This window comes from Streptomyces sp. CA-288835, assembly GCF_050936385.1.
Taxonomy (GTDB): Bacteria; Actinomycetota; Actinomycetes; order Streptomycetales; family Streptomycetaceae; genus Streptomyces.
In genome coordinates, this window is record NZ_JBNJMW010000001.1 from 8,579,909 (window position 1) to 8,603,938 (window position 24,030).

A 24,030-nucleotide genomic window follows, 5' to 3' on the forward strand; every position below is an offset into this window, starting at 1 on the left:
TGCGCTCAGGGGGCCTGTCGCTATGAGCGTCCGATCAGGCCGCGCGACCCGGACGGGCATAGTGACAGGCCCCCTTCAGGGCTCGCCCGTCAGCCACGCGCGCGTGCCTGACGGGCGGCGCGGTGGCGGGTCCGGGTGACCTGGCCCCGTCAGCCATGCGCGCGCGTGGCTACGATGGGCCAGCCGGTGGCCAGCAGGGGCCGCGCGGCCACACCGACCCTCGGGAAGGCCATGCTGAACAAGTACGCGCGTGCTTTCTTCACGCGTGTTCTCACACCGTTCGCCGCGTTTCTGATCCGCCGCGGCGTCAGCCCCGACACGGTCACGCTCCTCGGCACGGCTGGAGTGGTCGCGGGCGCGCTGGTCTTCTTCCCCAGGGGCGAGTTCTTCTGGGGCACGATCGTCATCACGCTGTTCGTGTTCTCGGACCTCGTCGACGGCAACATGGCCCGTCAGATGGGCCGCTCCAGCCGCTGGGGCGCCTTCCTGGATTCGACCCTCGACCGGGTCGCGGACAGCGCGATCTTCGGCGGCTTCGCGCTCTGGTACGCGGGCAGCGGCAACGACAACGTCCTGTGCGCGGTCTCGATCTTCTGCCTGGCGAGCGGCCAGGTGGTCTCGTACACGAAGGCCCGTGGCGAATCGATCGGCCTGCCCGTCGCCGTCAACGGCCTCGTCGAGCGCGCCGAGCGCCTGGTGATCTCACTCGTCGCGGCCGGTCTTGCGGGATTCGAGACGTTCGGGGTACCCGGTATTCATGTGCTGCTGCCCATCGCCCTGTGGATCGTCGCCGCCGGCAGCGTCGTCACGCTGATCCAGCGGGTCGTGACGGTGCGCAGGGAGTCCGCGGAGGCGGATGCTGTCAACGGCCAGGAAGCCGGCCAGCAGGACGGCCAGGGCAACGGCTCGGAGCAGGGCCGGGACCAGGCTTCGGACGGCGCCTCGCAGGGCAGCTCGCGCAGCAGCTCGAAGACGAGCTCACAGAGCAGCGAGGCAACGTCGTGAGCGGCGTACGCGGACGGCTGACGGACGGCGCGTACGCCCTGGGCTGGAGCACCGTAAAGAAGCTCCCCGAGCCCGTCGCCGTACAACTCGGCAGGACCATCGCCGACATCGCCTGGAAGCGGCGCGGTAAGGGGATCCGCCGTCTGGAATCCAACTACGCGCGCGTGGTGCCCGACGCGAGCCCTGAGCGGCTCGCCGAGCTCTCCAGGGCGGGCATGCGCTCGTATCTGCGCTACTGGATGGAGTCCTTCCGGCTGCCCGCCTGGAGCCGGGAACGCATCGCGAGCGGCTTCACCGCCCAGGACCTGCACTACCTGACCGATGGGCTCGCAGCCGGCAAGGGCGTCATCCTCGCGTTGCCGCACCTGGGCAACTGGGATCTCGCCGGCGCCTGGGTCACCACGCATCTGAACATTCCCTTCACCACCGTCGCCGAGCGGCTCAAACCGGAGACCCTGTACGACCGTTTCGTCGCCTATCGCGAGGGCCTCGGCATGGAGGTGCTCGCCCACGACGCGTCCGTGTTCGGCACGCTGGCCCGCCGGCTGCGCGACGGCGGCCTGGTCTGCCTGGTCGCGGACCGTGATCTGTCCGCCTCCGGAGTAGAGGTGAAGTTCTTCGGCGAGACGACGCGGATGCCGGCCGGCCCGGCGCTGCTCGCCCAGCAGACCGGCGCTCTGCTGCTGCCGGTGACGCTCTGGTTCGACGACTCACCCGTGATGCGGGGCCGAGTGCATCCTCCGGTAGATGTCCCCGAGACAGGTACCCGGGCCGAGAAGACGTCTGTCATGACGCAGGCGCTGGCAGACGCCTTCGCCACGGGTATCGCCGACCATCCGGAGGACTGGCACATGCTCCAGCGCTTGTGGCTCGCTGACCTGGAACCTCGCCCCGAACCGTCCGACGGGGAGCGCCCGTGAGGATCGGCATCGTCTGCCCGTACTCCTGGGACGTCCCCGGCGGCGTCCAGTTCCACATCCGTGATCTGGCCGAGCACCTCATCCGCCTCGAGCACGAGGTGTCCGTACTCGCTCCTGCGGACGACGAGACCCCCCTGCCGCCGTACGTCGTGTCGGCGGGCCGCGCGGTTCCGGTGCCGTACAACGGCTCGGTGGCCCGGCTCAACTTCGGGTTCCTGTCGGCCGCGCGGGTGCGACGCTGGCTGCACGACGGCACGTTCGACGTGATCCACATCCATGAGCCGGCCTCGCCGTCGCTCGGCCTGCTGGCCTGCTGGGCCGCACAGGGCCCCATCGTCGCGACCTTCCACACGTCCAACCCGCGCTCCCGGGCGATGGTCGCCGCGTACTCGATCCTCCAGGCGGCCCTCGAGAAGATCAGCGCGCGGATCGCCGTGAGCGAGTACGCGCGGCGCACGCTCGTCGAGCACCTGGGCGGTGACGCGGTCGTCATCCCGAACGGCGTCGACGTCGGCTTCTTCACGAAGGCCGAGCCCAAGGCCGAGTGGCAGGGGGAGACGATCGGCTTCATCGGCCGCATCGACGAGCCCCGCAAGGGCCTGCCGGTCCTCATGAAGGCCCTCCCGAAGATCCTCGCCGAACGTCCGGGGACGCGTCTCCTGGTGGCCGGCCGCGGTGACGAGAAGGAGGCCGTCGAGTCGCTGCCCAAGGAACTGCGTGCGCGCGTCGAGTTCCTCGGAATGATCAGCGACGAGGACAAGGCGCGGTTCCTGCGCAGCGTCGACCTGTACGTCGCCCCCAATACCGGCGGCGAGAGCTTCGGGATCATCCTCGTCGAGGCCATGTCGGCGGGCGCGCCCGTGCTCGCCTCCGACCTCGACGCCTTCGCGCAGGTCCTCGACCAGGGCGCGGCGGGCGAGCTGTTCGCCAACGAGGACGCGGACGCGTTGGCGGCCTCCGCGGTACGGCTGCTCGCTGACCCCGGGCGCCGAGCGGAGTTGCGTAAGCGGGGCAGCGCGCATGTGCGGCGCTTCGACTGGTCGACGGTCGGGGCGGACATCCTCTCCGTGTACGAGACGGTCACGGACGGGGCCGCCGCGGTCGCCGCCGACGAACGCAGCGGGTTGCGGGCGCGGTTCGGGCTGGCACGGGACTGAGAACGGGCCTGAGGACGGGACTGAGAGGGGCGTCTGGTGCGGGAACTGCGTAACGTGCGGGAGGTGCCGCAGGAGGGCGTCAGGACGCCTCTGACGGCCGAGGAGGAGCTGCGGGCCCGGTCGGTGTTCGCCACCGAGATCGGCGCGCAGGTGGCCCGTCAGGGATGGGCGACGTTTCCGGCCCACACCCCGGAGGAGCGCATCCGGCTGTACGCGGTGGCGCGGATGATCGAGGAGAGGCTCGGGTGCCGCGTGGAGGCCGTGCCGGAGGACACGATCACCATGCGCTTCACGGTGGTCGGGACGGGTGCCGCACTCGACTGATCCAGGGTGATCCGCGTGCTGCCCCGGGCCGCGCCGGAGGCCTCGCCACGCACGGGTAGCCTGTGCGCCCGTGACCTCCACCCTGATCTGGATCGTGGTCGCCCTTGTGGCGATCGGCCTCTACTTGAGCTGGACCGCGGGCCGACTCGACCGGCTGCACGCCCGGATCGACGCCGCGCGCGCCGCCCTCGACGCGCAACTCCTGCGGCGTGCGTCGGTCGCCCAGGAACTGGCTACCTCCGGAGTGCTCGATCCGGCCGCCTCGATCGTGCTCTACGAAGCGGCGCATGCGGCTCGGCAGGCCGAGGAGGAGCAGCGGGAGGTCGCCGAGAGCGACCTCAGCCAGGCTCTGCGGGCCGTTTTCGGGGAGGCACAGCAGGTCGAGGCGGTACGTGAGGCCCCCGGCGGTGAGGCGGCCGCCCTCGAACTCGCCCAGGCGGTACGTCGGGTGCCGATGGCCCGCCGCTTCCACAACGACGCCGTACGCGCTGCCCGCGCCCTGCGCCGCCATCGCAAGGTCCGCTGGTTCAGGCTGGCCGGGCACGCGCCGTTCCCGCTGGCTTTCGAGATGGACGACGAGCCGCCGGCGGCGTTGGTGGATCGCTCGGGTTAGGCGCGGGCTGGGCACGTGGGGTTCGCCCCCGCCGCCCCTACCCGTCCCGTACCTGGGGCTCCGCCCCGGACCCCGCAAGGGGCTCCGCCCCCTGGACCCCCGATCGGCCTGAACGGCCTCGTCCTCAAACGCCGGACGGGCTGAAAAATCAGCCCCTTGGGGGTCCCCCCAGCGGTAGCTGGGGGAGTTTGAGGAGCGGGGGTTCGGGGGCTGGCCCCCGAAACGGGGTCTGGGGCGGAGCCCCGAGGGGTCTGGGGCGAGGCCCCAGCGGGGTCCGGGGCGAGGCCCCAGCGGGGTCCGGGGCGAGGCCCCAGCGGGGTCCGGGGCTGGCCCCGGGGATGGGACGGGTAAGGGCGGCGGGGGCGAAAACATGCCACCCGCTCACCATTGGCCCTTGCAGTGGACTGGTCCCCTCACGTTTCCTCGGTGTTTGCAGAAACCCTCTTTCAGCGAGTGAGGTCAACCCGTGTCGAGCACGCTCTCCAACCCCGCCCAGGCCCCCGAAACCGGCACCGCGCGCGTGAAGCGCGGAATGGCCGAGCAGCTCAAGGGCGGCGTGATCATGGACGTCGTCACGCCGGAGCAGGCGAAGATCGCCGAAGACGCGGGCGCCGTCGCCGTCATGGCCCTGGAGCGGGTCCCGGCGGACATCCGCAAGGACGGCGGAGTGGCCCGCATGTCCGACCCGGACATGATCGAGGGCATCATCGACGCCGTGTCCATCCCGGTGATGGCGAAGTCGCGGATCGGCCACTTCGTAGAGGCCCAGGTCCTGCAGTCCCTCGGCGTCGACTACATCGACGAGTCCGAGGTCCTCACCCCGGCCGACGAGGTCAACCACTCCGACAAGTGGGCCTTCACCACGCCGTTCGTCTGCGGTGCCACCAACCTCGGCGAGGCCCTGCGCCGCATAGCCGAGGGCGCGGCCATGATCCGCTCCAAGGGCGAAGCCGGCACGGGCAACGTCGTCGAGGCCGTCCGCCACCTGCGCCAGATCAAGAACGAGATCGCCCGCCTCAGGGGCTACGACAACAACGAGCTGTACGCCGCCGCCAAGGATCTCCGAGCCCCGTACGAGCTCGTCAAGGAGGTCGCCGAACTCGGCAAGCTTCCGGTGGTGCTGTTCTCGGCCGGCGGTGTCGCCACCCCCGCCGACGCCGCCCTGATGCGCCAGCTCGGCGCCGAAGGGGTCTTCGTCGGCTCCGGCATCTTCAAGTCGGGCGACCCGGCCAAGCGCGCCGCCGCCATCGTGAAGGCCACCACCTTCTACGACGACCCCAAGATCATCGCGGACGCTTCCCGCAACCTCGGCGAGGCCATGGTCGGCATCAACTGCGACACCCTCCCCGAGGCCGAGCGCTACGCGAACCGCGGCTGGTAAGCACCCATGACTGAAGCACCCGTCATAGGAGTCCTGGCCCTCCAGGGCGACGTACGGGAGCACCTCATCGCCCTGTCCGCGGCCGATGCCGAGGCCAGGGCGGTGCGGCGCCCCGAGGAACTCGCCGAGGTCGACGGCCTTGTCATCCCCGGCGGCGAGTCCACCACCATCTCCAAACTGGCCGTCCTCTTCGGAGTGATGGAACCCCTCCGCGCGCGCGTGCGGGCCGGAATGCCCGTCTACGGCACCTGCGCCGGCATGATCATGCTCGCCGACAAGATCCTCGACCCGCGCTCGGGCCAGGAGACCATCGGCGGCATCGACATGATCGTGCGCCGCAACGCCTTCGGACGGCAAAACGAATCCTTTGAAGCGGCCGTCGACGTGAAGGGCGTTGAAGGCGATCCTGTAGAGGGCGTTTTCATCCGCGCCCCCTGGGTCGAGTCCGTAGGCGCCGAGGCCGAGGTGCTCGCCGAGCACGACGGCCACATCGTCGCCGTACGCCAGGGCAACGCGCTCGCCACGTCGTTCCACCCGGAACTGACCGGCGACCACCGCGTGCACGGTCTGTTTGTCGACATGGTGCGCGCGGACCGTACAGCGGAGTCCTTGTAGGATCTCTGGCGTTCGGACAGAGATGGGTTACGCGAAGGAGACAGGCAGATGTCCGGCCACTCTAAATGGGCCACGACGAAGCACAAGAAGGCCGTGATCGACGCCAAGCGCGGCAAGCTCTTCGCGAAGCTGATCAAGAACATCGAGGTCGCGGCCCGCATGGGCGGCGCCGACCCGGACGGCAACCCGACGCTGTACGACGCCATCCAGAAGGCGAAGAAGTCGTCGGTCCCGAACAAGAACATCGACTCCGCGGTCAAGCGCGGCGCCGGTCTCGAAGCCGGCGGCGCCGACTACGAGACCATCATGTACGAGGGTTACGGGCCGAACGGTGTCGCGGTGCTCATCGAGTGCCTCACCGACAATCGCAACCGCGCCGCCTCCGACGTACGCGTCGCCATGACCCGTAACGGCGGCTCGATGGCCGACCCGGGCTCCGTCTCGTACCTCTTCAACCGCAAGGGCGTCGTCATCGTCCCCAAGGGCGAGCTGTCCGAGGACGACGTCCTGGGTGCCGTACTCGAGGCGGGCGCCGAGGAGGTCAACGACCTGGGCGAGTCCTTCGAGGTGCTCAGCGAGGCCACCGACCTGGTCGCGGTCCGCACCGCCCTCCAGGACGCCGGCATCGACTACGACTCCGCCGAGGCCAACTTCGTCCCGACCATGCAGGTCGAGCTGGACGAGGAGGGCGCCAAGAAGATCTTCAAGCTGATCGACGCCCTGGAGGACAGCGACGACGTGCAGAACGTCTTCGCCAACTTCGACGTCAGCGACGAGGTCATGGAGAAGGCCAGCGCGTAACGCTGCCGCGAGCGCCGCGGGTTTAGGCGGGCCGGTGGGGATACGTCCCCACCGGCCCGCCGCTGTTGTCAGTGGCAGCGGCTAGCCTGGCGACAGTCAAAGATCAATCAGGGGAGGCGACTCGTGCGCGTACTGGGTGTGGACCCTGGGCTGACCCGATGCGGCGTCGGTGTCGTCGAGGGCGTCGCCGGGCGGCCGCTGACGATGCTCGGTGTCGGGGTCGTACGGACGCCCTCGGACGCCGATATCGGCCACCGCCTCGTCGCCATCGAGCAGGGCATCGAGCAGTGGATCGACGAGCACCGACCCGAATACGTCGCCGTGGAGCGGGTGTTCAGCCAGCACAACGTACGGACGGTCATGGGTACCGCCCAGGCCAGTGCCGTCGCCATGCTCTGCGCGTCCCGTCGCGGACTGCCCGTCGCCCTGCACACCCCGAGCGAGGTCAAGGCGGCCGTGACCGGCAGCGGACGGGCCGACAAGGCCCAAGTCGGCGCCATGGTCACCCGGCTGCTCCGGCTCGACGCACCCCCGAAGCCCGCCGACGCCGCCGACGCCCTCGCGCTCGCCATCTGCCACATCTGGCGCGCCCCGGCGACCAACCGCCTCCAACAGGCCCACGCCCAGGCCCGCGAGGCTCAGGCCCGGGCCCAACTGGCCGGGCAGCAGGCCCAGTCACTCGCCCGAAAGGCCCCCCGATGATCGCCTTCGTCAGCGGCCCGGTCGCCGCCCTCGCCCCCGACTCCGCGGTGGTCGAAGTGGGCGGCATCGGCATCTCCGTCCAGTGCACGCCGGGCACGCTCTCCGGACTCCGCATGGGCAAGCAGGCGAAACTCGCCACGTCCCTCGTCGTACGGGAGGACTCGCTGACCCTCTACGGCTTCGTGGACGACGACGAGCGGCAGACCTTCGAACTGCTGCAGACCGCGAGCGGAGTCGGCCCGCGGCTGGCCCAGGCGATGCTCGCCGTGCACAGCCCGGACGACCTGCGCCGCGCGATCTCCACCGGTGACGAGAAGGCGCTCATGGCCGTCCCGGGCATCGGCAAGAAGGGCGCCCAGAAGCTGCTGCTGGAGCTCAAGGACCGCCTCGGCGAGCCGCTCGGCACGGGCGGTCCGGCCATCGGTACGGCCGTCTCCGCAGGCTGGCGCGAGCAGTTGCATGCCGCGCTCATCGGACTCGGGTACGCGACGCGGGAGGCCGACGAGGCGGTCTCGGCCGTCGCGCCCCAGGCGGAGGCGTCCGAAGGGGCTCCCCAGGTGGGCCACTTGCTGAAGGCCGCTCTACAGACCCTCAACAGAGCGCGGTAGCAAGCGAGTTCCGCGAAGAGGCACGCCCGTACGAACAACGAGACCGAGGCACGAGCAAATGAACTGGGACGACCCGACCGACGAGACCGCCGCCGAGCGGCTCGTCGGTGCGTCCGCCGACCGTGAGGACCAGGCCGTCGAGGCCGCCCTGCGTCCCAAGGACCTGGACGAGTTCATCGGCCAGGAGAAGGTCCGCGAGCAGCTCGACCTCGTCTTGCGCGCGGCACGCGCGCGTGGCGCCACGGCCGACCACGTACTGCTCTCCGGAGCCCCCGGCCTCGGCAAGACCACCCTCTCGATGATCATCGCGGCCGAGATGGAGGCCCCGATCCGCATCACCAGCGGCCCCGCCATCCAGCACGCCGGAGACCTGGCCGCGATCCTGTCCTCCCTCCAGGAGGGCGAAGTCCTCTTCCTCGACGAGATCCACCGCATGTCCCGGCCCGCCGAGGAGATGCTCTACATGGCGATGGAGGACTTCCGCGTCGACGTCATCGTCGGCAAGGGCCCCGGCGCCACCGCCATCCCGCTCGAACTGCCGCCCTTCACGCTGGTCGGCGCCACCACGCGCGCGGGACTGCTGCCGCCCCCGCTGCGCGACCGCTTCGGCTTCACCGCACACATGGAGTTCTACGAGCCCGCCGAACTGGAGCGCGTCATCCACCGCTCCGCGCACCTGCTCGACGTCGAGATCGGCGCCGAGGGAGCCGCGGAGATCGCCGGCCGTTGCCGGGGCACGCCCCGTATCGCCAACCGCCTGCTGCGCCGCGTACGGGACTACGCCCAGGTCAAGGCCGACGGCGTCATCACCCGGGACATCGCCAAGGCGGCCCTCGCCGTGTACGAGGTGGACGACCGAGGACTCGACCGCCTCGACCGGGCCGTACTCGAAGCTCTGCTCAAGCTGTTCGGCGGCGGACCGGTCGGCCTGTCCACGCTCGCCGTGGCCGTGGGGGAGGAGCGCGAGACGGTCGAAGAGGTCGCCGAGCCGTTCCTCGTACGCGAGGGACTGCTGGCCCGTACGCCCCGCGGGCGCGTCGCCACACCGGCCGCATGGGCACATTTCGGCCTCACCCGGCCCGGGCCTTCCGCTGGTGGAAACGGACAACAGGACCTGTTCGGGGCGTGAGGGGGCACCTACTCGCCGGACCTGGAACCACGGTGCAATGCTGGGCGTTGTTCCTTGAGTGCGGACTCGCTTAGACTCCGCCGATGCCGCCCTTGTCGGCGGCGCACATAAACCCCCATCCATCAGGCCGCTCAGCAACGCGGTCGAATGAAGGAAGTTCCGACCCGTGAGTCTCGTGACCCTCCTCCCGTTCATCGTGCTCATCGGGGCCATGTTCCTGATGACCCGGTCGGCCAAGAAGAAGCAGCAAGCCGCTGCGCAGATGCGCAACGACATGCAGCCAGGCTCCGGCGTCCGCACGATCGGTGGCATGTACGCGACGGTGAAGGAGGTCAACGAGGACACCGTCCTCCTTGACGCAGGCCCGGGTGTCGACCTGCTCTTCGCCAAGAACGCCATCGGTGCCGTCCTCAGCGACGACGAGTACAACCGCATCGTCCACGGCGTCGAGCACGACCTGAAGACCGACGAAGCCGTCGTCCCGGACGACGCCTCCTCCCTCACCGAGACCGACGAGCCCGCCGACTCTTCCGACGACCAGCCCATCGACCTCGGCAAGAAGGAAGCGGCCGAAGAGACCGCCGACGAGGAGCCGAAGAAGGCCGATGACGCAGAGCTGAAGAAGTCCGACGGCGAGTCCGACGCGAAGTAGTCATGGCCGGGGACCGCGGAGTGCGCCGCTCGCGCACCGCGGTCCCCGGACCATGTTGTTTCGCGGGGAATCTCGACACCATTTCATGGCCGTCCGCGCAGGTGCCCCGTCGCCGGGCGGACAACGAGGGAGAACGAGAAGGTGGCAGCACCTAAGAAGGGCCGAAAGCAGAGCGGCCAGGGGAGGCCGGGCCGCACATTGGCCCTGATGCTGATCGCGATCGTGGCGCTCACCGGTGGCATGTTCGCCTCCGGGCACACGACGCCGCGCCTCGGCATCGACCTCGCCGGCGGTACGAGCATCACGCTCGAGGCGCAGAACGAGCCCGGTCAGAAGAACGCGATCAACCCGACCAACATGAAGACCGCGGTCGGCATCATGGAACGTCGCGTCAACGGCCTGGGCGTCTCCGAGGCGGAGGTCCAGACCCAGGGCAACAAGAACATCATCGTCAACATCCCCAAGGGCACGAATTCGGAGCAGGCCCGGGAGCAGGTCGGTACCACCGCCAAGCTCTACTTCCGCCCGGTTCTGACCGGAGCGCCGGCGCAGGGTGCGGCGGACCCCGGCGCTTCCCCTTCGCCCAGCCCGTCCGGGAAGTCCCCGTCGCCCTCGGCGTCCGGGAAGTCCCCCTCGCCGACTCCCACCGCCACCACCCAGGGCCGCGCGGTGACGGAGGGCCTTGCCGCGAAGGACGACGCGAAGAAGGCGGACCCGACGCCCTCCGCGACGCCCAGCGGCAACGCCTCTCCTTCGCCTGACCCCGGCCAGGCCGCTGCCGCCGACGTGCAGAAGCAGCTGGACGCACTGAACTGCTCCACGAAGAAGGGCCGCGCGGCGGCGAGCGAGAAGGCCAGCCAGGCCAAGGAATCCGAACCGATCGTCGCCTGTGATCCGGACTCCCAGTACAAGTACGCGCTCGGTCCGGTCGCCGTGAACGGCGAGCGGGTCGAGGACGCCAGCGCCGAGTTCGCGTCGACGACCGGCGAGGGCTGGATCGTCCAGATGAAGTTCGACGACAAGGGTTCGGGCCAGTTCGCCGACGTCACCGGCACGCTGGTCGGCAAGGCGCCGCCGCAGAACCAGTTCGCCATCGTGCTCGACGGCGAGATCGTCTCGGCTCCGTCGGTCAACGCGGCGATCACCGGCGGTTCGGCCCAGATCTCCGGTGGCTTCACCCAGCAGTCCGCCGAGGACCTGGCGAACGTCTTGTCCTACGGCGCCCTCCCGATCACCTTCGAGGAGGCGAGCGTCACCACGGTCGACGCCGCGCTCGGCGGCGACCAGCTGGAGGCCGGTCTGATCGCCGGCGCCATCGGCCTCGCCCTGGTCATCATCTACCTGCTGGTCTATTACCGCGGCCTGTCCCTGATCGCCATCGCCTCACTGCTGGTCTCGGCGGTCATGACGTACGTGATCATGTCGCTGCTCGGTCCGGCCATCGGCTTCGCGCTGAACCTGCCCGCGGTCTGCGGCGCCATCGTCGCGATCGGCATCACGGCGGACTCGTTCATCGTGTTCTTCGAACGCATCCGAGACGAGGTCCGCGAGGGCAGAACGCTGCGGCCCGCCGTCGAACGGGGTTGGCCGCGCGCCCGGCGCACCATCCTGGTCTCCGACTTCGTGTCGTTCCTCGCCGCCGCGGTGCTGTTCGTCGTCACCGTCGGCAAGGTCCAGGGCTTCGCGTTCACGCTGGGTCTGACCACCGTCCTGGACGTGGTCGTCGTCTTCTTCTTCACCAAGCCGCTGATGACGATCCTCGCCCGCAAGAAGTTCTTCGCGAGCGGCCACAGCTGGTCCGGCCTGGACCCGAAGCGCCTCGGCGCCAAGCCACCACTGCGCCGCTCCCGCCGCGTATCCGCTCCCGTCGACCCGAAGGAGGCGTGAGATGTCGAAGCTCGGCAACCTCGGCGCCCGTCTCTACCGCGGTGAGGTCGGTTACGACTTCGTCGGCAAGCGCATGCTCTGGTACGGCGTCTCGATCCTGATCACCATCACGGCCATCGTCGGCCTGGCGGTACGCGGCCTGAACATGGGCATCGAGTTCGAGGGCGGCGCTGTCTTCACCACCCCGAAGACCAGCGTCTCGGCATCTCAGGCGGAGAAGTACGCCGAGGAGGCGGCCGGCCACGACGCGATCGTGCAGGGCCTCGGCACGGGCGGGCTGCGCATCCAGGTCGCCGGTGTGAACACGGACAAGTCCGACCAGATCAAGTCGGAAATTGCCCAGGACATGAACCTGGACGCGGAGAAGATCAGCGCCGAACTCGTCGGACCCAGCTGGGGTGACCAGATCGCCAACAAGGCCTGGCAAGGCCTTGGGATCTTCCTGGTCCTGGTGGTGATCTATCTGGCGATCGCCTTCGAGTGGCGCATGGCGCTCGCGGCATTCGTCGCCCTGATCCATGACATCACCATCACGGTCGGCATCTACGCCCTCGTCGGCTTCGAAGTCACACCAGGCACCGTGATCGGTCTGCTGACGATCCTCGGCTATTCGCTGTACGACACAGTCGTCGTCTTCGACAGCCTCAAGGAACAGACGAAGGACCTGACCAAACAGACGCGCTGGACCTACAGCGAGGTCGCCAACCGCTCGATCAACAGCACCCTGGTGCGTTCCATCAACACCACGGTGGTCGCCCTGCTCCCGGTCGGTGGCCTGCTGTTCATCGGTGGCGGTGTGCTCGGCGCGGGCATGCTCAACGACATCTCGCTGTCGCTCTTCGTGGGCCTCGCGGCCGGTGCGTACTCCTCGATCTTCATCGCCACACCGCTCGTCGCCGACCTCAAGGAGCGCGAGCCGCAGATGAAGGCCCTGAAGAAGCGCGTACTCGCCAAGCGCGCCTCGGCCGCCTCGCAGAGCGAGCCCGTGGCAGCCCAGGCTGCCGACGAGCCGTACGACGACGAGGAGCCGGAGGACGCGGCACCCGCGGCCGTCGGGCCGCCGCGCAGCCAGCGTTCCCAGCCGTCGTCCCGCAACAGGGGCCGCGGCCGACCTTCCGGGAAGCGCCGATGAGCGAGCTCACAGACATCTCGGAGTTGCTCCTCAGCCGCATCCGGGACGTGGCCGACTATCCGGAGCCGGGCGTGATGTTCAAGGACATCACCCCGCTCCTGGCCGACCCGGCGGCATTCACGGCACTCACCGACGCGCTCGCCGAGATCAGCGTCCGCAGCGGCGCCACGAAGGTCGTCGGCCTGGAGGCCCGCGGCTTCATCCTCGGTGCCCCCGTGGCGGTCCGCGCCGGGCTCGGCTTCATCCCCGTCCGCAAGGCCGGCAAGCTCCCCGGAGCGACGCTCAGCCAGGCGTACGAGCTGGAGTACGGCTCGGCCGAGATCGAGGTGCACGCCGAGGACCTGACAGCGGGCGACCGCGTCATGATCGTCGACGACGTACTCGCCACCGGCGGCACCGCCGAAGCCTCGCTCCAGCTGATTCGCCGGGCCGGCGCCGAGGTGGCCGGCGTGGCCGTCCTCATGGAGCTCGGCTTCCTCGGCGGCCGGAGCCGACTGGAACCGGCCCTGGCGGGCGCCCCGTTGGAGGCGCTCCTCACGGTCTGAGCGACGGCCCGAGCGGCGGTACGAGCGACGCCCGGGCACCCCGAGGCAAGGCGTACGCAAGGCCTGGGACACCCGTAGGACACCGCGGAGGCGGGCCCGGAGGAATCCGGTGCCCGCCTCCCGCGTTTCTCCAGTACAAGGCCGTCTCTCCAGGCGAAGGCAAGTCCCGAGCCCGGGATCGCTACCATGGGATCTCCGGAGCCTGACCGGGGGACCCGGATCGCGCACGAGGAGCCCTCTTGGCAGACGAGGCCCAGCCACTGACTCCCAGGGCTGAACACCTGGGGGCACCCCCAGCCGCCAAGCCCGACTCGACGACGGGCACCGCGGCCGCGCCCACGAAGAACGCGAGAAGCGACACCGGCGGGCCGGCCCGGCATGCCCAGCCCGCCCCCGGCGGCACAGCGGCCGAGCAGTCGCGCCCCAAGCCGGCTCCTACCGAGCGCGAGCGGCCGGCGCCCTCACCGACGCCCTCGAGCGCTCCCGCGGTCCGCCCCACGCCCGGCCAGCCAGCCCGCTCCGGCGGCTCCTCCAACCGCGTACGCGCCCGTCTGGCCCGCCTCGGCGTCCAGCGCTCCAACCCGTACAACCCGGTCCTGGAGCCCCTGCTGCGGATAGTGCGCAGCAACGACCCGAAGATCGAGACCTCCACGCTCCGCCAGGTCGAGAAGGCCTACCAGGTCGCCGAGCGCTGGCACCGCGGCCAGAAGCGCAAGAGCGGCGACCCGTACATCACGCACCCGCTCGCCGTCACCACCATCCTCGCCGAGCTCGGCATGGACCCGGCCACGTTGATGGCCGGCCTGCTGCACGACACCGTCGAGGACACCGAGTACGGGCTCGAGCAGCTGCGCCGCGACTTCGGCGACCAGGTCGCCCTCCTCGTTGACGGCGTCACCAAGCTGGACAAGGTCAAGTTCGGCGAGGCGGCCCAGGCCGAGACCGTACGCAAGATGGTCGTCGCCATGGCCAAGGACCCCCGCGTTCTGGTCATCAAGCTCGCCGACCGCCTGCACAACATGCGCACCATGCGCTACCTCAAGCGCGAGAAGCAGGAGAAGAAGGCGCGCGAGACCCTCGAGATCTACGCGCCGCTCGCCCACCGCCTGGGCATGAACACCATCAAATGGGAACTGGAGGACCTCGCCTTCGCGATCCTCTACCCCAAGATGTACGACGAGATCGTCCGCCTCGTCGCCGAGCGCGCCCCCAAGCGCGACGAATACCTCGCCATAGTGACCGACGAGGTCCAGTCCGACCTGCGCGCCGCCCGTATCAAGGCGACCGTCACCGGCCGCCCGAAGCACTACTACAGCGTCTACCAGAAGATGATCGTCCGCGGCCGTGACTTCGCGGAGATCTACGACCTGGTGGGCATCCGCGTACTGGTCGACACCGTCAGGGACTGTTACGCCGCCCTCGGCACCGTGCACGCGCGATGGAACCCGGTCCCCGGCCGGTTCAAGGACTACATCGCGATGCCGAAGTTCAACATGTACCAGTCGCTGCACACGACGGTCATCGGTCCCAACGGCAAGCCCGTCGAACTCCAGATCCGTACGTTCGACATGCACCGCCGCGCCGAGTACGGCATCGCCGCGCACTGGAAGTACAAGCAGGATCCCTCCGCCGGAGCCTCCAAGGTGCGCACCGACGTACCGAAGAAAGCCGGCAAGGACGACCACATCAACGACATGGCGTGGCTGCGCCAGTTGCTCGACTGGCAGAAGGAGACCGAGGACCCCTCGGAGTTCCTGGAGTCCCTGCGCTTCGACCTGTCCCGTAACGAGGTATTCGTCTTCACGCCCAAGGGCGACGTCATAGCGCTCCCCGCCGGCGCGACCCCGGTGGACTTCGCGTACGCGGTCCACACAGAGGTCGGCCACCGGACCATCGGGGCGCGGGTCAACGGCCGCCTCGTACCGCTCGAATCGACCCTGGACAACGGCGACCTGGTGGAGGTCTTCACCTCCAAGGCGGCCGGCGCGGGCCCCTCCCGCGACTGGTTGGGCTTCGTGAAGTCGCCGCGGGCCCGCAACAAGATCCGCGCCTGGTTCTCCAAGGAGCGCCGCGACGAGGCCATCGAACACGGCAAGGACGCCATCGTCCGTGCGATGCGCAAGCAGAACCTGCCGATCCAGCGCATCCTCACCGGCGACTCCCTGGTCACGCTCGCGCACGAGATGCGCTACCCCGACATCTCCGCGCTGTACGCGGCGATCGGCGAGGGCCATGTGTCCGCGCAGAACGTCGTGCAGAAGCTCGTCCAGGCGCTCGGCGGTGAGGAGGCCGCCAGCGAGGAGATCGACGAGAGCGTGCCGCCCGCCCGCGGGCGCAGCCGCAAACGCCGCTCCAGCGCCGACCCGGGCGTCGTGGTCAAGGGCGTCGACGATGTGTGGGTCAAGCTGGCCCGATGTTGTACGCCCGTCCCCGGCGACCCCATCATGGGCTTCGTCACGCGGGGCAGTGGCGTATCGGTTCACCGCACCGACTGCGTGAACGTCGACTCCCTGTCCCGCGAGCCCGAGCGCATCCTCGAGGTCGAGTGGGCGCCCACCCAGTCCTCGGTCTTCCTGGTCGCCATCCAGGTCGAGGCCCTGGACCGCTCACGCCTCCTCTCGGACGTCACACGCGTCCTGTCGGACCAGCACGTCAACATCCTCTCCGCGGCCGTCCAGACCTCCCGCGACCGTGTCGCCACCTCCCGCTTCACCTTCGAGATGGGCGACCCCAAGCACCTGGGCCACGTCCTGAAGGCGGTCAGGGGAGTCGAGGGCGTGTACGACGTGTACCGGGTGACATCGGCACGCAGGCCGTGACGAGCACTACGTAGAGGGGGCTTCCGTACGAAATGTACGGAAGCCCCCTCTACGTAGTGGCGGAAAAACCGCCGGACGGACTCAGCCGCCGAACTCCTGCAGACCCTTCAGCGCCTGGTCCAGCAGTGCCTGACGGCCCTCGAGCTCCTTCTGGAGCTTGTCGGCCTTGGCGTTGTTGCCCTGCGCGCGCGCCGCTTCGATCTGGCGCTGGAGCTTGTCCACGGCGGCCTGGAGCTGACCGGTCAGACCCTCGGCACGCGCGCGTGCCTCCGGGTTCGTCCGGCGCCACTCCGTCTCCTCGGACTCCTGGATGGCCCGCTCGACCGCGTGCATCCGGCCCTCGACCTTCGGGCGGGCGTCGCGCGGCACATGGCCGATGGCCTCCCAGCGCTCGTTGATGGCGCGGAAGGCGGCGCGGGCCGCCTTCAGGTCCGTCACCGGGAGGATCTTCTCGGCCTCGTGGGCCAGTTCCTCCTTGAGCTTGAGGTTCTCGGCCTGCTCCGCGTCCCGCTCGGCGAAGACGGAGCTGCGGGCCGCGAAGAAGATGTCCTGGGCACCGCGGAAGCGGTTCCACAGGTCGTCCTCGTGCTCACGCTGGGCGCGGCCCGCGGCCTTCCACTCCGACATCAGCTCGCGGTAACGCGCCGCCGTCGGGCCCCAGTCCGTGGAGCCGGACAGCGCCTCGGCCTCCGCGACCAGCTTCTCCTTGGTCTTACGGGCCTCCTCGCGCTGCGCGTCCAGCTGCGCGAAGTGCGCCTTGCGGCGCTTGGAGAACGCCGAGCGCGCGTGCGAGAAGCGGTGCCACAGCTCGTCGTCCGACTTGCGGTCCAGTCGCGGCAACCCCTTCCAGGTGTCCACCAGGGCCCGCAGCCGCTCACCGGCGGCCCGCCACTGGTCGGACTGCGCCAGCTCCTCCGCCTCGGCGACCAGCGCCTCCTTGGCATGCCGCGCCTGGTCGGACTGCTTCGCCCGCTGGGCCTTGCGTTCTTCACGGCGCGCTTCGACCGCCTCGACCAGCTTGTCGAGGCGGGCCCGCAGCGCGTCCAGGTCACCGACCGCGTGGTGGGCGTCGACCTGCTCCCGGATATGGTCGATGGCGGCGAAGGCGTCTTTCGCCGACAGGTCGGTGGTCTTCACTCGTCGCTCGAGGAGGCCGATCTCCACAACCAGGCCCTCGTACTTGCGCTCGAAGTAGGCCAGTGCCTCGTCAGGAGAACCGGCCTGCCAGGAACCGACGACCTTCTCGCCATCGGCCGTACGCACGTACACGGTGCCCGTCTCGTCGACGCGGCCCCACGGGTCGCTGCTCACAGCGCCTCCTCCACATGATGCCTGCGTAGGGTGGCTGTACCCCCGGCATCGTCCACAGTTTCGTCACGGCCAACATAGGCGACCGGCAGGGCGGCTGTCCGCATACCGCGCGACCGAAATTAGGCACCCGACGATCAGGATTTCGTCACGGTCGCCTTGTTGATCACGACCGTCGCATTCGGTGCGGTGGTGCCGGTCGTCGGGTCCGCGGGCTGAGCGCCGGCGTCCGAGATCTTCTTCAGGACCTTCATGCCTTCCTTGGAGATCGTTCCGAACGGCGTGTAGTCGGGCGGCAGCTCGCTGTCCTGGTACACGAGGAAGAACTGGCTGCCACCGGTGTCGCGGCCCTCCTTCGTCTGCGCGTTGTACTGGTTGGCCATGGCCACCGTGCCCGCCGGATACACGTTCCCCTTCAGGCGCTCGTCCTTCAGGTTCTCGTCCGGAATGGTGTAACCGGGACCGCCCGTGCCGTCACCCTTGGGGTCGCCGCACTGGAGCACGAAGATGCCCTGCGGGACGAGCCGATGGCACTTGGTGTGGTCCAGATAGCCCTTGCCCACCAGGAAGTTGAACGAGTTCACCGTACGCGGAGCCTTAGAGGCCGGCATCTCGATGTCTATCGTGCCGCAGGTCGTCTGCAGCTTCATCGTGTAGTCCGCCGACTTGTCGATCGTCATCGCCGGCTCTTTCTTGTAGCTGAGCGGCTTGACCTTGCCCGCGGCGGGCTTCTCGCAGGGGTCCGGCGCCTTGCTGGGGGAGGCGCTCGGAGTCACCTCCGAGTTCGCGTTGTCCTTCGTGTCGTCGCCCTTCAGGGCGTCGGTCGTGGTCGCCACCACGACCAGCACGAGGATCACACTGACCGCCGACGCGATGGAGGCGTTGCGGACACGTGCCTTGCGCCGCGCGGCCGTACGCCGCTGCTGTTGCCGCAAGAACTTCTCCCGGGCGAGCTGACGCCGCCGCTGTTCCTGGCTGACCACCGGGTTCTCTCCTCATGCGTCTCGTACGTCAGGTGGTACGCCTGCGTCTGCTGAGCCGACCGCCTGCGTGTGCCCCGTACCGTATATGGGTTCGCTGTGGTTCCGGCAGCGCCGGTAGGCTCTGGTCCACAGCCAACCGCCCCCGTACGAACGAAGGACGATCGTGCTCATTGCCGGGTTCCCCGCCGGGGCCTGGGGCACCAACTGTTATCTGGTCGCCCCCGCCGCAGGTGAGGAGTGCGTGATCATCGACCCGGGCCACGAGGCCGCCGAGGGAGTCGAGGAAACGCTCAAGAAGCATCGGCTGAAGCCGGTCGCCGTCGTCCTCACGCACGGCCACCTCGATCATGTGGCCTCGGTCGTTCCGGTGTGCGGCGCGCACGGTGTACCGGCCTGGATCCACCCCGAGGACCGGTACATGATGAACGACCCGTCGATGGGTCTCGGCCGTTCCATCGGGATGCCGCTCCTGGGCGAGCTGACCGTGGGGGAGCCGGACAACGTCAAGGAGCTGACCGACGGCGCGAAGCTGGAGCTGGCAGGTCTGGAGCTGTCCGTCGCGCATGCGCCGGGCCATACGAAGGGGTCGGTGACCTTCCGGATGCCCGAGGCGGCGGACATTCCGCCGATCTTCTTCTCGGGCGACCTGCTGTTCGCCGGCTCCATCGGACGCACCGACCTGCCCGGCGGTGACATGGACGAGATGCTCGACTCGCTGGCCCGCGTGTGCCTGCCGCTCGACGACTCGACCGTGGTGCTGTCCGGTCACGGCCCCCAGACGACCATCGGCCAGGAGCGCGCCACCAATCCGTATCTGCGGCAGGTGGCGGCTGGCTTGGGAGCGGATCCCACATCCGCTCCTCGACGAGGAATGTGACGAGAGACTTCCCGTGAGCACCTTCAAGGCCCCCAAGGGCACGTACGACCTGATTCCCCCGGACAGCGCGAAGTTCCTCGCCGTGCGCGAGGCGATCGCCGCGCCGCTGCGGAACTCCGGTTACGGGTATATCGAGACACCCGGCTTCGAGAGCGTCGAGCTCTTCGCGCGCGGGGTCGGTGAGTCCACCGACATCGTGACCAAGGAGATGTACGCCTTCGAGACCAAGGGCGGCGACAAGCTCGCACTGCGGCCCGAGGGCACCGCTTCCGTGCTGCGCGCCGCGCTGGAGGCCAATCTCCACAAGCTGGGCAATCTGCCGGTCAAGCTCTGGTATTCGGGCTCGTACTACCGCTATGAGCGCCCCCAGAAGGGCCGTTACCGCCACTTCTCCCAGGTCGGCGCCGAGGCGATCGGGGCTGAAGACCCGGCGCTGGACGCCGAGTTGATCATCCTGGCGGACCAGGCGTACCGCTCGCTGGGCCTGCGCGACTTCCGGATCCTGCTCAACTCGCTGGGCGACAAGGAGTGCCGTCCGGTGTACCGGGCAGCGCTGCAGGACTTCCTGCGCGGGCTCGAACTCGACGAGGACACGCTGCGCCGCGCGCAGATCAACCCGCTGCGCGTCCTGGACGACAAGCGCGACGATGTGCAGAAGCAGCTCGTAGGGGCGCCGCTGCTGCGCGACTTCCTGTGCGACGCGTGCAAGGCGTACCACGAGGAAGTGCGTGAGCTGATCACGGCCGCCGGCGTCTCCTTCGAGGACGACCCGAAGCTGGTGCGCGGCCTGGACTACTACACGCGGACGACCTTTGAGTTCGTGCACGACGGTCTGGGCTCGCAGTCCGCGGTGGGTGGCGGCGGCCGTTACGACGGCCTCTCCGAGATGATCGGCGGGCCCGCGCTGCCGTCGGTCGGCTGGGCCTTGGGCGTCGACCGTACGGTCCTTGCCCTGGAGGCGGAGGGTGTCGAGCTCCAACTGCCCGCGTCCACCAGCGTGTTCGCGGTGCCGCTCGGCGAGGAGGCCCGGCGGGTGCTCTTCGGGGTGGTCACCGAGCTGCGCAAGGTCGGCGTCGCGGCGGACTTCTCGTACGGCGGGAAGGGGCTCAAGGGAGCGATGAAGAGCGCGAACCGCAGTGGGGCGCGGTACGCGATAGTCGCGGGCGAACGTGACCTCTCTGAAGGCGTCGTTCAGCTCAAGGACATGGAGTCCGGGGAGCAGGAAGCCGTCGGGGTGAACGAGATCGTGGCGGAGCTGGAGGCCCGGCTGGGGTGACGTTTCGAGCGAACGTTCCCGGGCCCCTGTGCGTACCTCCTTATGCCCAGCGAACGGTGGATACGCGCGCGCGTGCGGCACAATGACCGTGCCCGTCGACCCCCCTCAAGCTACGGAAACGGCGTGATGAGCAAGACGACAGTCAGGGAAGGCGTCTCCGTCGACCAGGCACGTTCCGAGGGCCCACCGCGCTCGGTCGGCGGAAGCCGCGCCCTCGCTCTCCTGCTGGTGATCACGGGCGCGGCCGGGCTGCTGGCCTCCTGGATCATCACGATCGACAAGTTCAAGCTCCTGGAGGACCCGAACTTCACCCCGGGCTGCAGCCTGAACCCGGTCGTCTCCTGCGGCAACATCATGAAGAGCGACCAGGCCTCGGTCTTCGGGTTCCCCAACCCGATGCTGGGCCTGGTCACCTACGCCATCGTGATCGGCGTCGGCATGAGCCTGCTGGGCCGGGCCACGTTCCCGCGCTGGTACTGGCTGACCTTCAACGCGGGCACGCTCTTCGGGGTCGGCTTCTGCACCTGGCTCATGTACCAGTCGCTCTACAACATCAACTCCCTGTGCCTGTGGTGCTGTCTCGCCTGGGTCGCCACGATCGTCATGTTCTGGACCGTGACCGCGTTCAACGTGCGGCACGGATTCCTGCCCGCGCCCGGCTGGCTGAGGGGCTTCCTCGGCGAGTTCGCCTGGGTGCTGCCTGTACTGCACATCGGGATCATCGGCATGCTGATCCTGACCCGCTGGTGGGACTTCTGGACCAGCTGACCGGACCAGTTGGACGGACCGGCTGACCGCGGCCCGGGCGTTGTCAGTGGCGTGACATAGGGTTTTGACCGTGGAGCCCGACCTGTTCACCGCCGCAGCAGAAGAACGCCAGGAGAAGGACCCGTCCAGCAGTCCCCTGGCCGTACGGATGCGCCCGCGCATCCTGGACGAAGTCGTGGGCCAGCAGCACCTGTTGAAGCCCGGCTCGCCCCTGCGCAGACTGGTCGGCGAGGGCGGCTCCGGGCCTGCCGGACCCTCCTCCGTGATCCTCTGGGGCCCGCCCGGCACCGGCAAGACGACCCTCGCGTACGTCGTCTCCAAGGCCACCAACAAGCGCTTCGTGGAGCTCTCCGCGATCACCGCGGGCGTCAAGGAGGTCCGCACGGTCATCGACGGAGCCCGCCGCGCCACCGGCGGCTACGGCAAGGAGACCGTGCTCTTCCTGGACGAGATCCACCGCTTCAGCAAGGCCCAGCAGGACTCCCTGCTCCCGGCCGTCGAGAACCGCTGGGTGACCCTGATCGCCGCGACCACCGAGAATCCGTACTTCTCGGTGATCTCCCCCCTCCTCTCCCGCTCCCTGCTCCTCACCCTCGAACCGCTCACGGACGACGACCTGCGCGGTCTCATCAAGCGCGCGCTGACCGACGAGCGCGGCCTGAAGGACGCCGTCACGCTTCCCGAGGACACCGAGGAGCACCTGCTGCGGATCGCCGGTGGTGACGCCCGCCGCGCCCTGACCGCCCTGGAGGCCGCGGCCGGCTCCGCGCTCGACAAGGGAGAGACGGAAGTGACCCTCCAGACCCTGGAGGAGACCGTCGACCGCGCCGCCGTGAAGTACGACCGCGACGGAGACCAGCACTACGACGTGGCGAGCGCCCTGATCAAGTCCATCCGCGGCTCGGACGTGGACGCCGCACTGCACTACCTGGCCCGGATGATCGAAGCCGGCGAAGACCCCCGCTTCATCGCCCGCCGCCTGATGATCTCCGCCAGCGAGGACATCGGCCTGGCCGATCCGAACGCGCTGCCCATAGCCGTCGCCGCCGCCCAGGCCGTCGCGATGATCGGCTTCCCCGAAGCCGCGCTCACCCTCAGCCACGCCACCATCGCCCTCGCGTTGGCCCCCAAGTCGAACGCCGCGACGACGGCGATCGGCGCCGCCATGGAGGACGTACGCAAGGGGCTGGCCGGTCCCGTGCCCCCGCACCTGCGCGACGGGCACTACAAGGGCGCGGCGAAGCTCGGGCACGCCCAGGGGTACGTGTATCCGCACGACCTGCCCGAGGGGATCGCGGCTCAGCAGTACGCACCGGACGCGATCAAGGAGCGGGAGTACTACACGCCGACCAGGCACGGGGCCGAGGCCCGGTATGCCGACGCGGTGGAGTGGACCAGGAAGCACCTCGGTCGGAAGCAGTCCTGAACCCCCTGTAGACTCCTGAACAGTGCTGCGTCCCGTGTCCGGCTCCGGTCGGCGCCTCAGGCGGGACATCCAGCCGGATCTTTTGATCCAGGAGCGTCGCGCACCGTTGTAGGTGTCGCGGGCCGCCCACCACCACCCGGAGTTCCGGGACCGGTCGGTGGGCCGTTCGTGTGCTGCACGTATGTGCCCAGACCAGGGGAGCGGCTGCCCGGCAAGTCCCTCGCGGACCTGACGGGAATCCCCAGGCTGCGGATGCGACCTCCCGTAACCCTGAGGCAGCCGATAAGGAAAAGGAAAAGAAGTGGCGAATCAGTCCCGCCCCAAGGTCAAGAAGTCGCGTGCCCTCGGCATCGCGCTGACCCCGAAGGCCGTCAAGTACTTCGAGGCCCGCCCCTACCCGCCGGGCGAGCACGGCCGCGGCCGCAAGCAGAACTCGGACTACAAGGTCCGTCTGCTCGAGAAGCAGCGCCTGCGCGCGCAGTACGACGTGTCCGAGCGCCAGCTCGTCCGCGCCTACGAGCGTGCCGCCAAGACGCAGGGCAAGACCGGTGAGGCCCTGGTCATCGAGCTCGAGCGCCGTCTCGACGCGCTCGTCCTGCGTTCGGGCATCGCCCGCACGATCTACCAGGCCCGCCAGATGGTCACCCACGGCCACATCGAGGTCAACGGCCACAAGGTCGACAAGCCGTCCTTCCGCGTCAAGCCCGACGACGTCGTGATGGTCCGCGAGCGCAGCCGCGAGAAGCCGCTGTTCCAGGTCGCGCGCGAGGGTGGCTTCGCCCCCGACGGCGAGACCCCCCGCTACCTCCAGGTGAACCTCCGCGCCCTGGCCTTCCGCCTGGACCGCGAGCCGAACCGCAAGGAGATCCCGGTGATCTGCGACGAGCAGCTCGTCGTCGAGTACTACGCCCGCTGATCACCTCACAGCGGACGTAGCACCACCACCAGCGCGTCGGCCCGCCGTCTCCCGCCCCTCCCGGCGGCGAGGCGGCGGGCTTTCGCGCATCCGCAGACGGCGGGCGTTAATCCGGTACGGAGCGCCATCCCGAGCGCGATAGGCTCGGGAGACGACTTTTCAGATGTGCAGGCACGAAATGCAGGG

General features: G+C 69.2%; 23 protein-coding genes. 21 read left to right on the plus strand and 2 right to left on the minus strand.

All coding sequences use genetic code 11. The features are described from left to right. The first annotated feature begins 174 nt into the window (after positions 1 to 174). The 16 genes from pgsA (at position 175) to ACQEVY_RS38825 (ending at position 16,290) form a co-directional block, all read left to right on the plus strand. Positions 175 to 1,005 carry a phosphatidylinositol phosphate synthase gene (gene pgsA / locus ACQEVY_RS38750; protein WP_432955632.1) on the plus strand — a complete coding sequence of 277 codons (831 nt, stop codon included), beginning with the start codon at positions 175 to 177 and terminating at the stop codon, positions 1,003 to 1,005. After that, positions 1,002 to 1,925, plus strand: a complete 924-nt coding sequence (locus ACQEVY_RS38755; RefSeq protein ID WP_432954397.1) for a phosphatidylinositol mannoside acyltransferase — start codon at positions 1,002 to 1,004, stop codon at positions 1,923 to 1,925. Before pgsA ends, ACQEVY_RS38755 begins: the two co-directional genes overlap by 4 nt. Next, positions 1,922 to 3,082 (plus strand): glycosyltransferase family 4 protein, encoded by a 1,161-nt coding sequence (locus tag ACQEVY_RS38760; protein ID WP_432954399.1) that lies wholly within the window; start codon positions 1,922 to 1,924, stop codon positions 3,080 to 3,082. Before ACQEVY_RS38755 ends, ACQEVY_RS38760 begins: the two co-directional genes overlap by 4 nt. Positions 3,083 to 3,118: 36 nt before the next feature. Next, complete coding sequence (locus ACQEVY_RS38765; RefSeq protein ID WP_432954401.1) at positions 3,119 to 3,406, plus strand: hypothetical protein; 288 nt, start codon at positions 3,119 to 3,121, stop codon at positions 3,404 to 3,406. 70 nt (positions 3,407 to 3,476) lie between these two features. Then, entirely contained in the window at positions 3,477 to 4,019 is a 543-nt protein-coding gene (locus ACQEVY_RS38770) for a hypothetical protein (protein ID WP_328772898.1), read from the plus strand. A gap of 466 nt (positions 4,020 to 4,485) precedes the next feature. Then, positions 4,486 to 5,400: a pyridoxal 5'-phosphate synthase lyase subunit PdxS gene (pdxS, locus tag ACQEVY_RS38775; RefSeq protein WP_432954402.1), complete on the plus strand. Its 915-nt coding sequence runs from the start codon at positions 4,486 to 4,488 to the stop codon at positions 5,398 to 5,400. A gap of 6 nt (positions 5,401 to 5,406) precedes the next feature. Continuing rightward, positions 5,407 to 6,015: a pyridoxal 5'-phosphate synthase glutaminase subunit PdxT gene (gene pdxT / locus ACQEVY_RS38780; RefSeq protein ID WP_432954403.1), complete on the plus strand. Its 609-nt coding sequence runs from the start codon at positions 5,407 to 5,409 to the stop codon at positions 6,013 to 6,015. A gap of 48 nt (positions 6,016 to 6,063) precedes the next feature. Next, positions 6,064 to 6,816: a YebC/PmpR family DNA-binding transcriptional regulator gene (locus tag ACQEVY_RS38785; protein WP_328772901.1), complete on the plus strand. Its 753-nt coding sequence runs from the start codon at positions 6,064 to 6,066 to the stop codon at positions 6,814 to 6,816. Between the two features lie 123 nt (positions 6,817 to 6,939). After that, a complete protein-coding gene (ruvC, locus tag ACQEVY_RS38790) occupies positions 6,940 to 7,518 on the plus strand; it encodes a crossover junction endodeoxyribonuclease RuvC (RefSeq protein WP_432954405.1) in 579 nt (192 codons plus the stop codon). Continuing rightward, positions 7,515 to 8,126, plus strand: coding sequence for a Holliday junction branch migration protein RuvA (gene ruvA / locus ACQEVY_RS38795; protein ID WP_432954407.1), 612 nt, complete (start codon positions 7,515 to 7,517; stop codon positions 8,124 to 8,126). Before ruvC ends, ruvA begins: the two co-directional genes overlap by 4 nt. A 58-nt stretch (positions 8,127 to 8,184) precedes the next feature. After that, a complete protein-coding gene (gene ruvB, locus ACQEVY_RS38800) occupies positions 8,185 to 9,255 on the plus strand; it encodes a Holliday junction branch migration DNA helicase RuvB (protein ID WP_432954409.1) in 1,071 nt (356 codons plus the stop codon). 166 nt (positions 9,256 to 9,421) lie between these two features. After that, positions 9,422 to 9,907 (plus strand): preprotein translocase subunit YajC, encoded by a 486-nt coding sequence (gene yajC, locus ACQEVY_RS38805; protein WP_432954410.1) that lies wholly within the window; start codon positions 9,422 to 9,424, stop codon positions 9,905 to 9,907. Between the two features lie 141 nt (positions 9,908 to 10,048). After that, positions 10,049 to 11,794 carry a protein translocase subunit SecD gene (secD, locus tag ACQEVY_RS38810; protein WP_432954412.1) on the plus strand — a complete coding sequence of 582 codons (1,746 nt, stop codon included), beginning with the start codon at positions 10,049 to 10,051 and terminating at the stop codon, positions 11,792 to 11,794. Between the two features lies 1 nt (position 11,795). Further along, the gene (gene secF, locus ACQEVY_RS38815) at positions 11,796 to 12,926 is read left to right on the plus strand and encodes a protein translocase subunit SecF (RefSeq protein WP_432954413.1); all 1,131 of its coding nucleotides are present in this window, start codon (positions 11,796 to 11,798) and stop codon (positions 12,924 to 12,926) included. Further along, positions 12,923 to 13,471, plus strand: coding sequence for an adenine phosphoribosyltransferase (locus tag ACQEVY_RS38820; protein WP_432954415.1), 549 nt, complete (start codon positions 12,923 to 12,925; stop codon positions 13,469 to 13,471). Before secF ends, ACQEVY_RS38820 begins: the two co-directional genes overlap by 4 nt. A 239-nt stretch (positions 13,472 to 13,710) precedes the next feature. Next, a complete protein-coding gene (locus tag ACQEVY_RS38825; protein WP_432954416.1) occupies positions 13,711 to 16,290 on the plus strand; it encodes a RelA/SpoT family protein in 2,580 nt (859 codons plus the stop codon). A gap of 81 nt (positions 16,291 to 16,371) precedes the next feature. On the opposite strand, the gene ACQEVY_RS38830 is transcribed toward ACQEVY_RS38825, so the two are convergent. Beyond that, positions 16,372 to 17,601: a DUF349 domain-containing protein gene (locus tag ACQEVY_RS38830; RefSeq protein WP_432954418.1), complete on the minus strand. Its 1,230-nt coding sequence runs from the start codon at positions 17,599 to 17,601 to the stop codon at positions 16,372 to 16,374. 134 nt (positions 17,602 to 17,735) lie between these two features. After that, positions 17,736 to 18,581, minus strand: coding sequence for a peptidylprolyl isomerase (locus tag ACQEVY_RS38835; RefSeq protein ID WP_432954419.1), 846 nt, complete (start codon positions 18,579 to 18,581; stop codon positions 17,736 to 17,738). A 163-nt stretch (positions 18,582 to 18,744) separates the two neighbouring features. Between ACQEVY_RS38835 and ACQEVY_RS38840 the strand changes: the two genes are divergently transcribed. From ACQEVY_RS38840 to rpsD, 5 genes are all read left to right on the plus strand, one after another. After that, positions 18,745 to 19,458: an MBL fold metallo-hydrolase gene (locus tag ACQEVY_RS38840; RefSeq protein WP_432954420.1), complete on the plus strand. Its 714-nt coding sequence runs from the start codon at positions 18,745 to 18,747 to the stop codon at positions 19,456 to 19,458. A 13-nt stretch (positions 19,459 to 19,471) separates the two neighbouring features. Then, a complete protein-coding gene (gene hisS, locus ACQEVY_RS38845; RefSeq protein WP_432954421.1) occupies positions 19,472 to 20,734 on the plus strand; it encodes a histidine--tRNA ligase in 1,263 nt (420 codons plus the stop codon). Between the two features lie 126 nt (positions 20,735 to 20,860). Then, positions 20,861 to 21,502, plus strand: a complete 642-nt coding sequence (locus tag ACQEVY_RS38850; protein ID WP_432954423.1) for a vitamin K epoxide reductase family protein — start codon at positions 20,861 to 20,863, stop codon at positions 21,500 to 21,502. Between the two features lie 70 nt (positions 21,503 to 21,572). Further along, complete coding sequence (locus ACQEVY_RS38855) at positions 21,573 to 22,928, plus strand: replication-associated recombination protein A (protein ID WP_328772914.1); 1,356 nt, start codon at positions 21,573 to 21,575, stop codon at positions 22,926 to 22,928. Positions 22,929 to 23,229: 301 nt separating this feature from the next. Continuing rightward, positions 23,230 to 23,844 (plus strand): 30S ribosomal protein S4, encoded by a 615-nt coding sequence (gene rpsD, locus ACQEVY_RS38860; RefSeq protein ID WP_328772915.1) that lies wholly within the window; start codon positions 23,230 to 23,232, stop codon positions 23,842 to 23,844. The last annotated feature ends 186 nt before the right edge of the window (positions 23,845 to 24,030 follow it).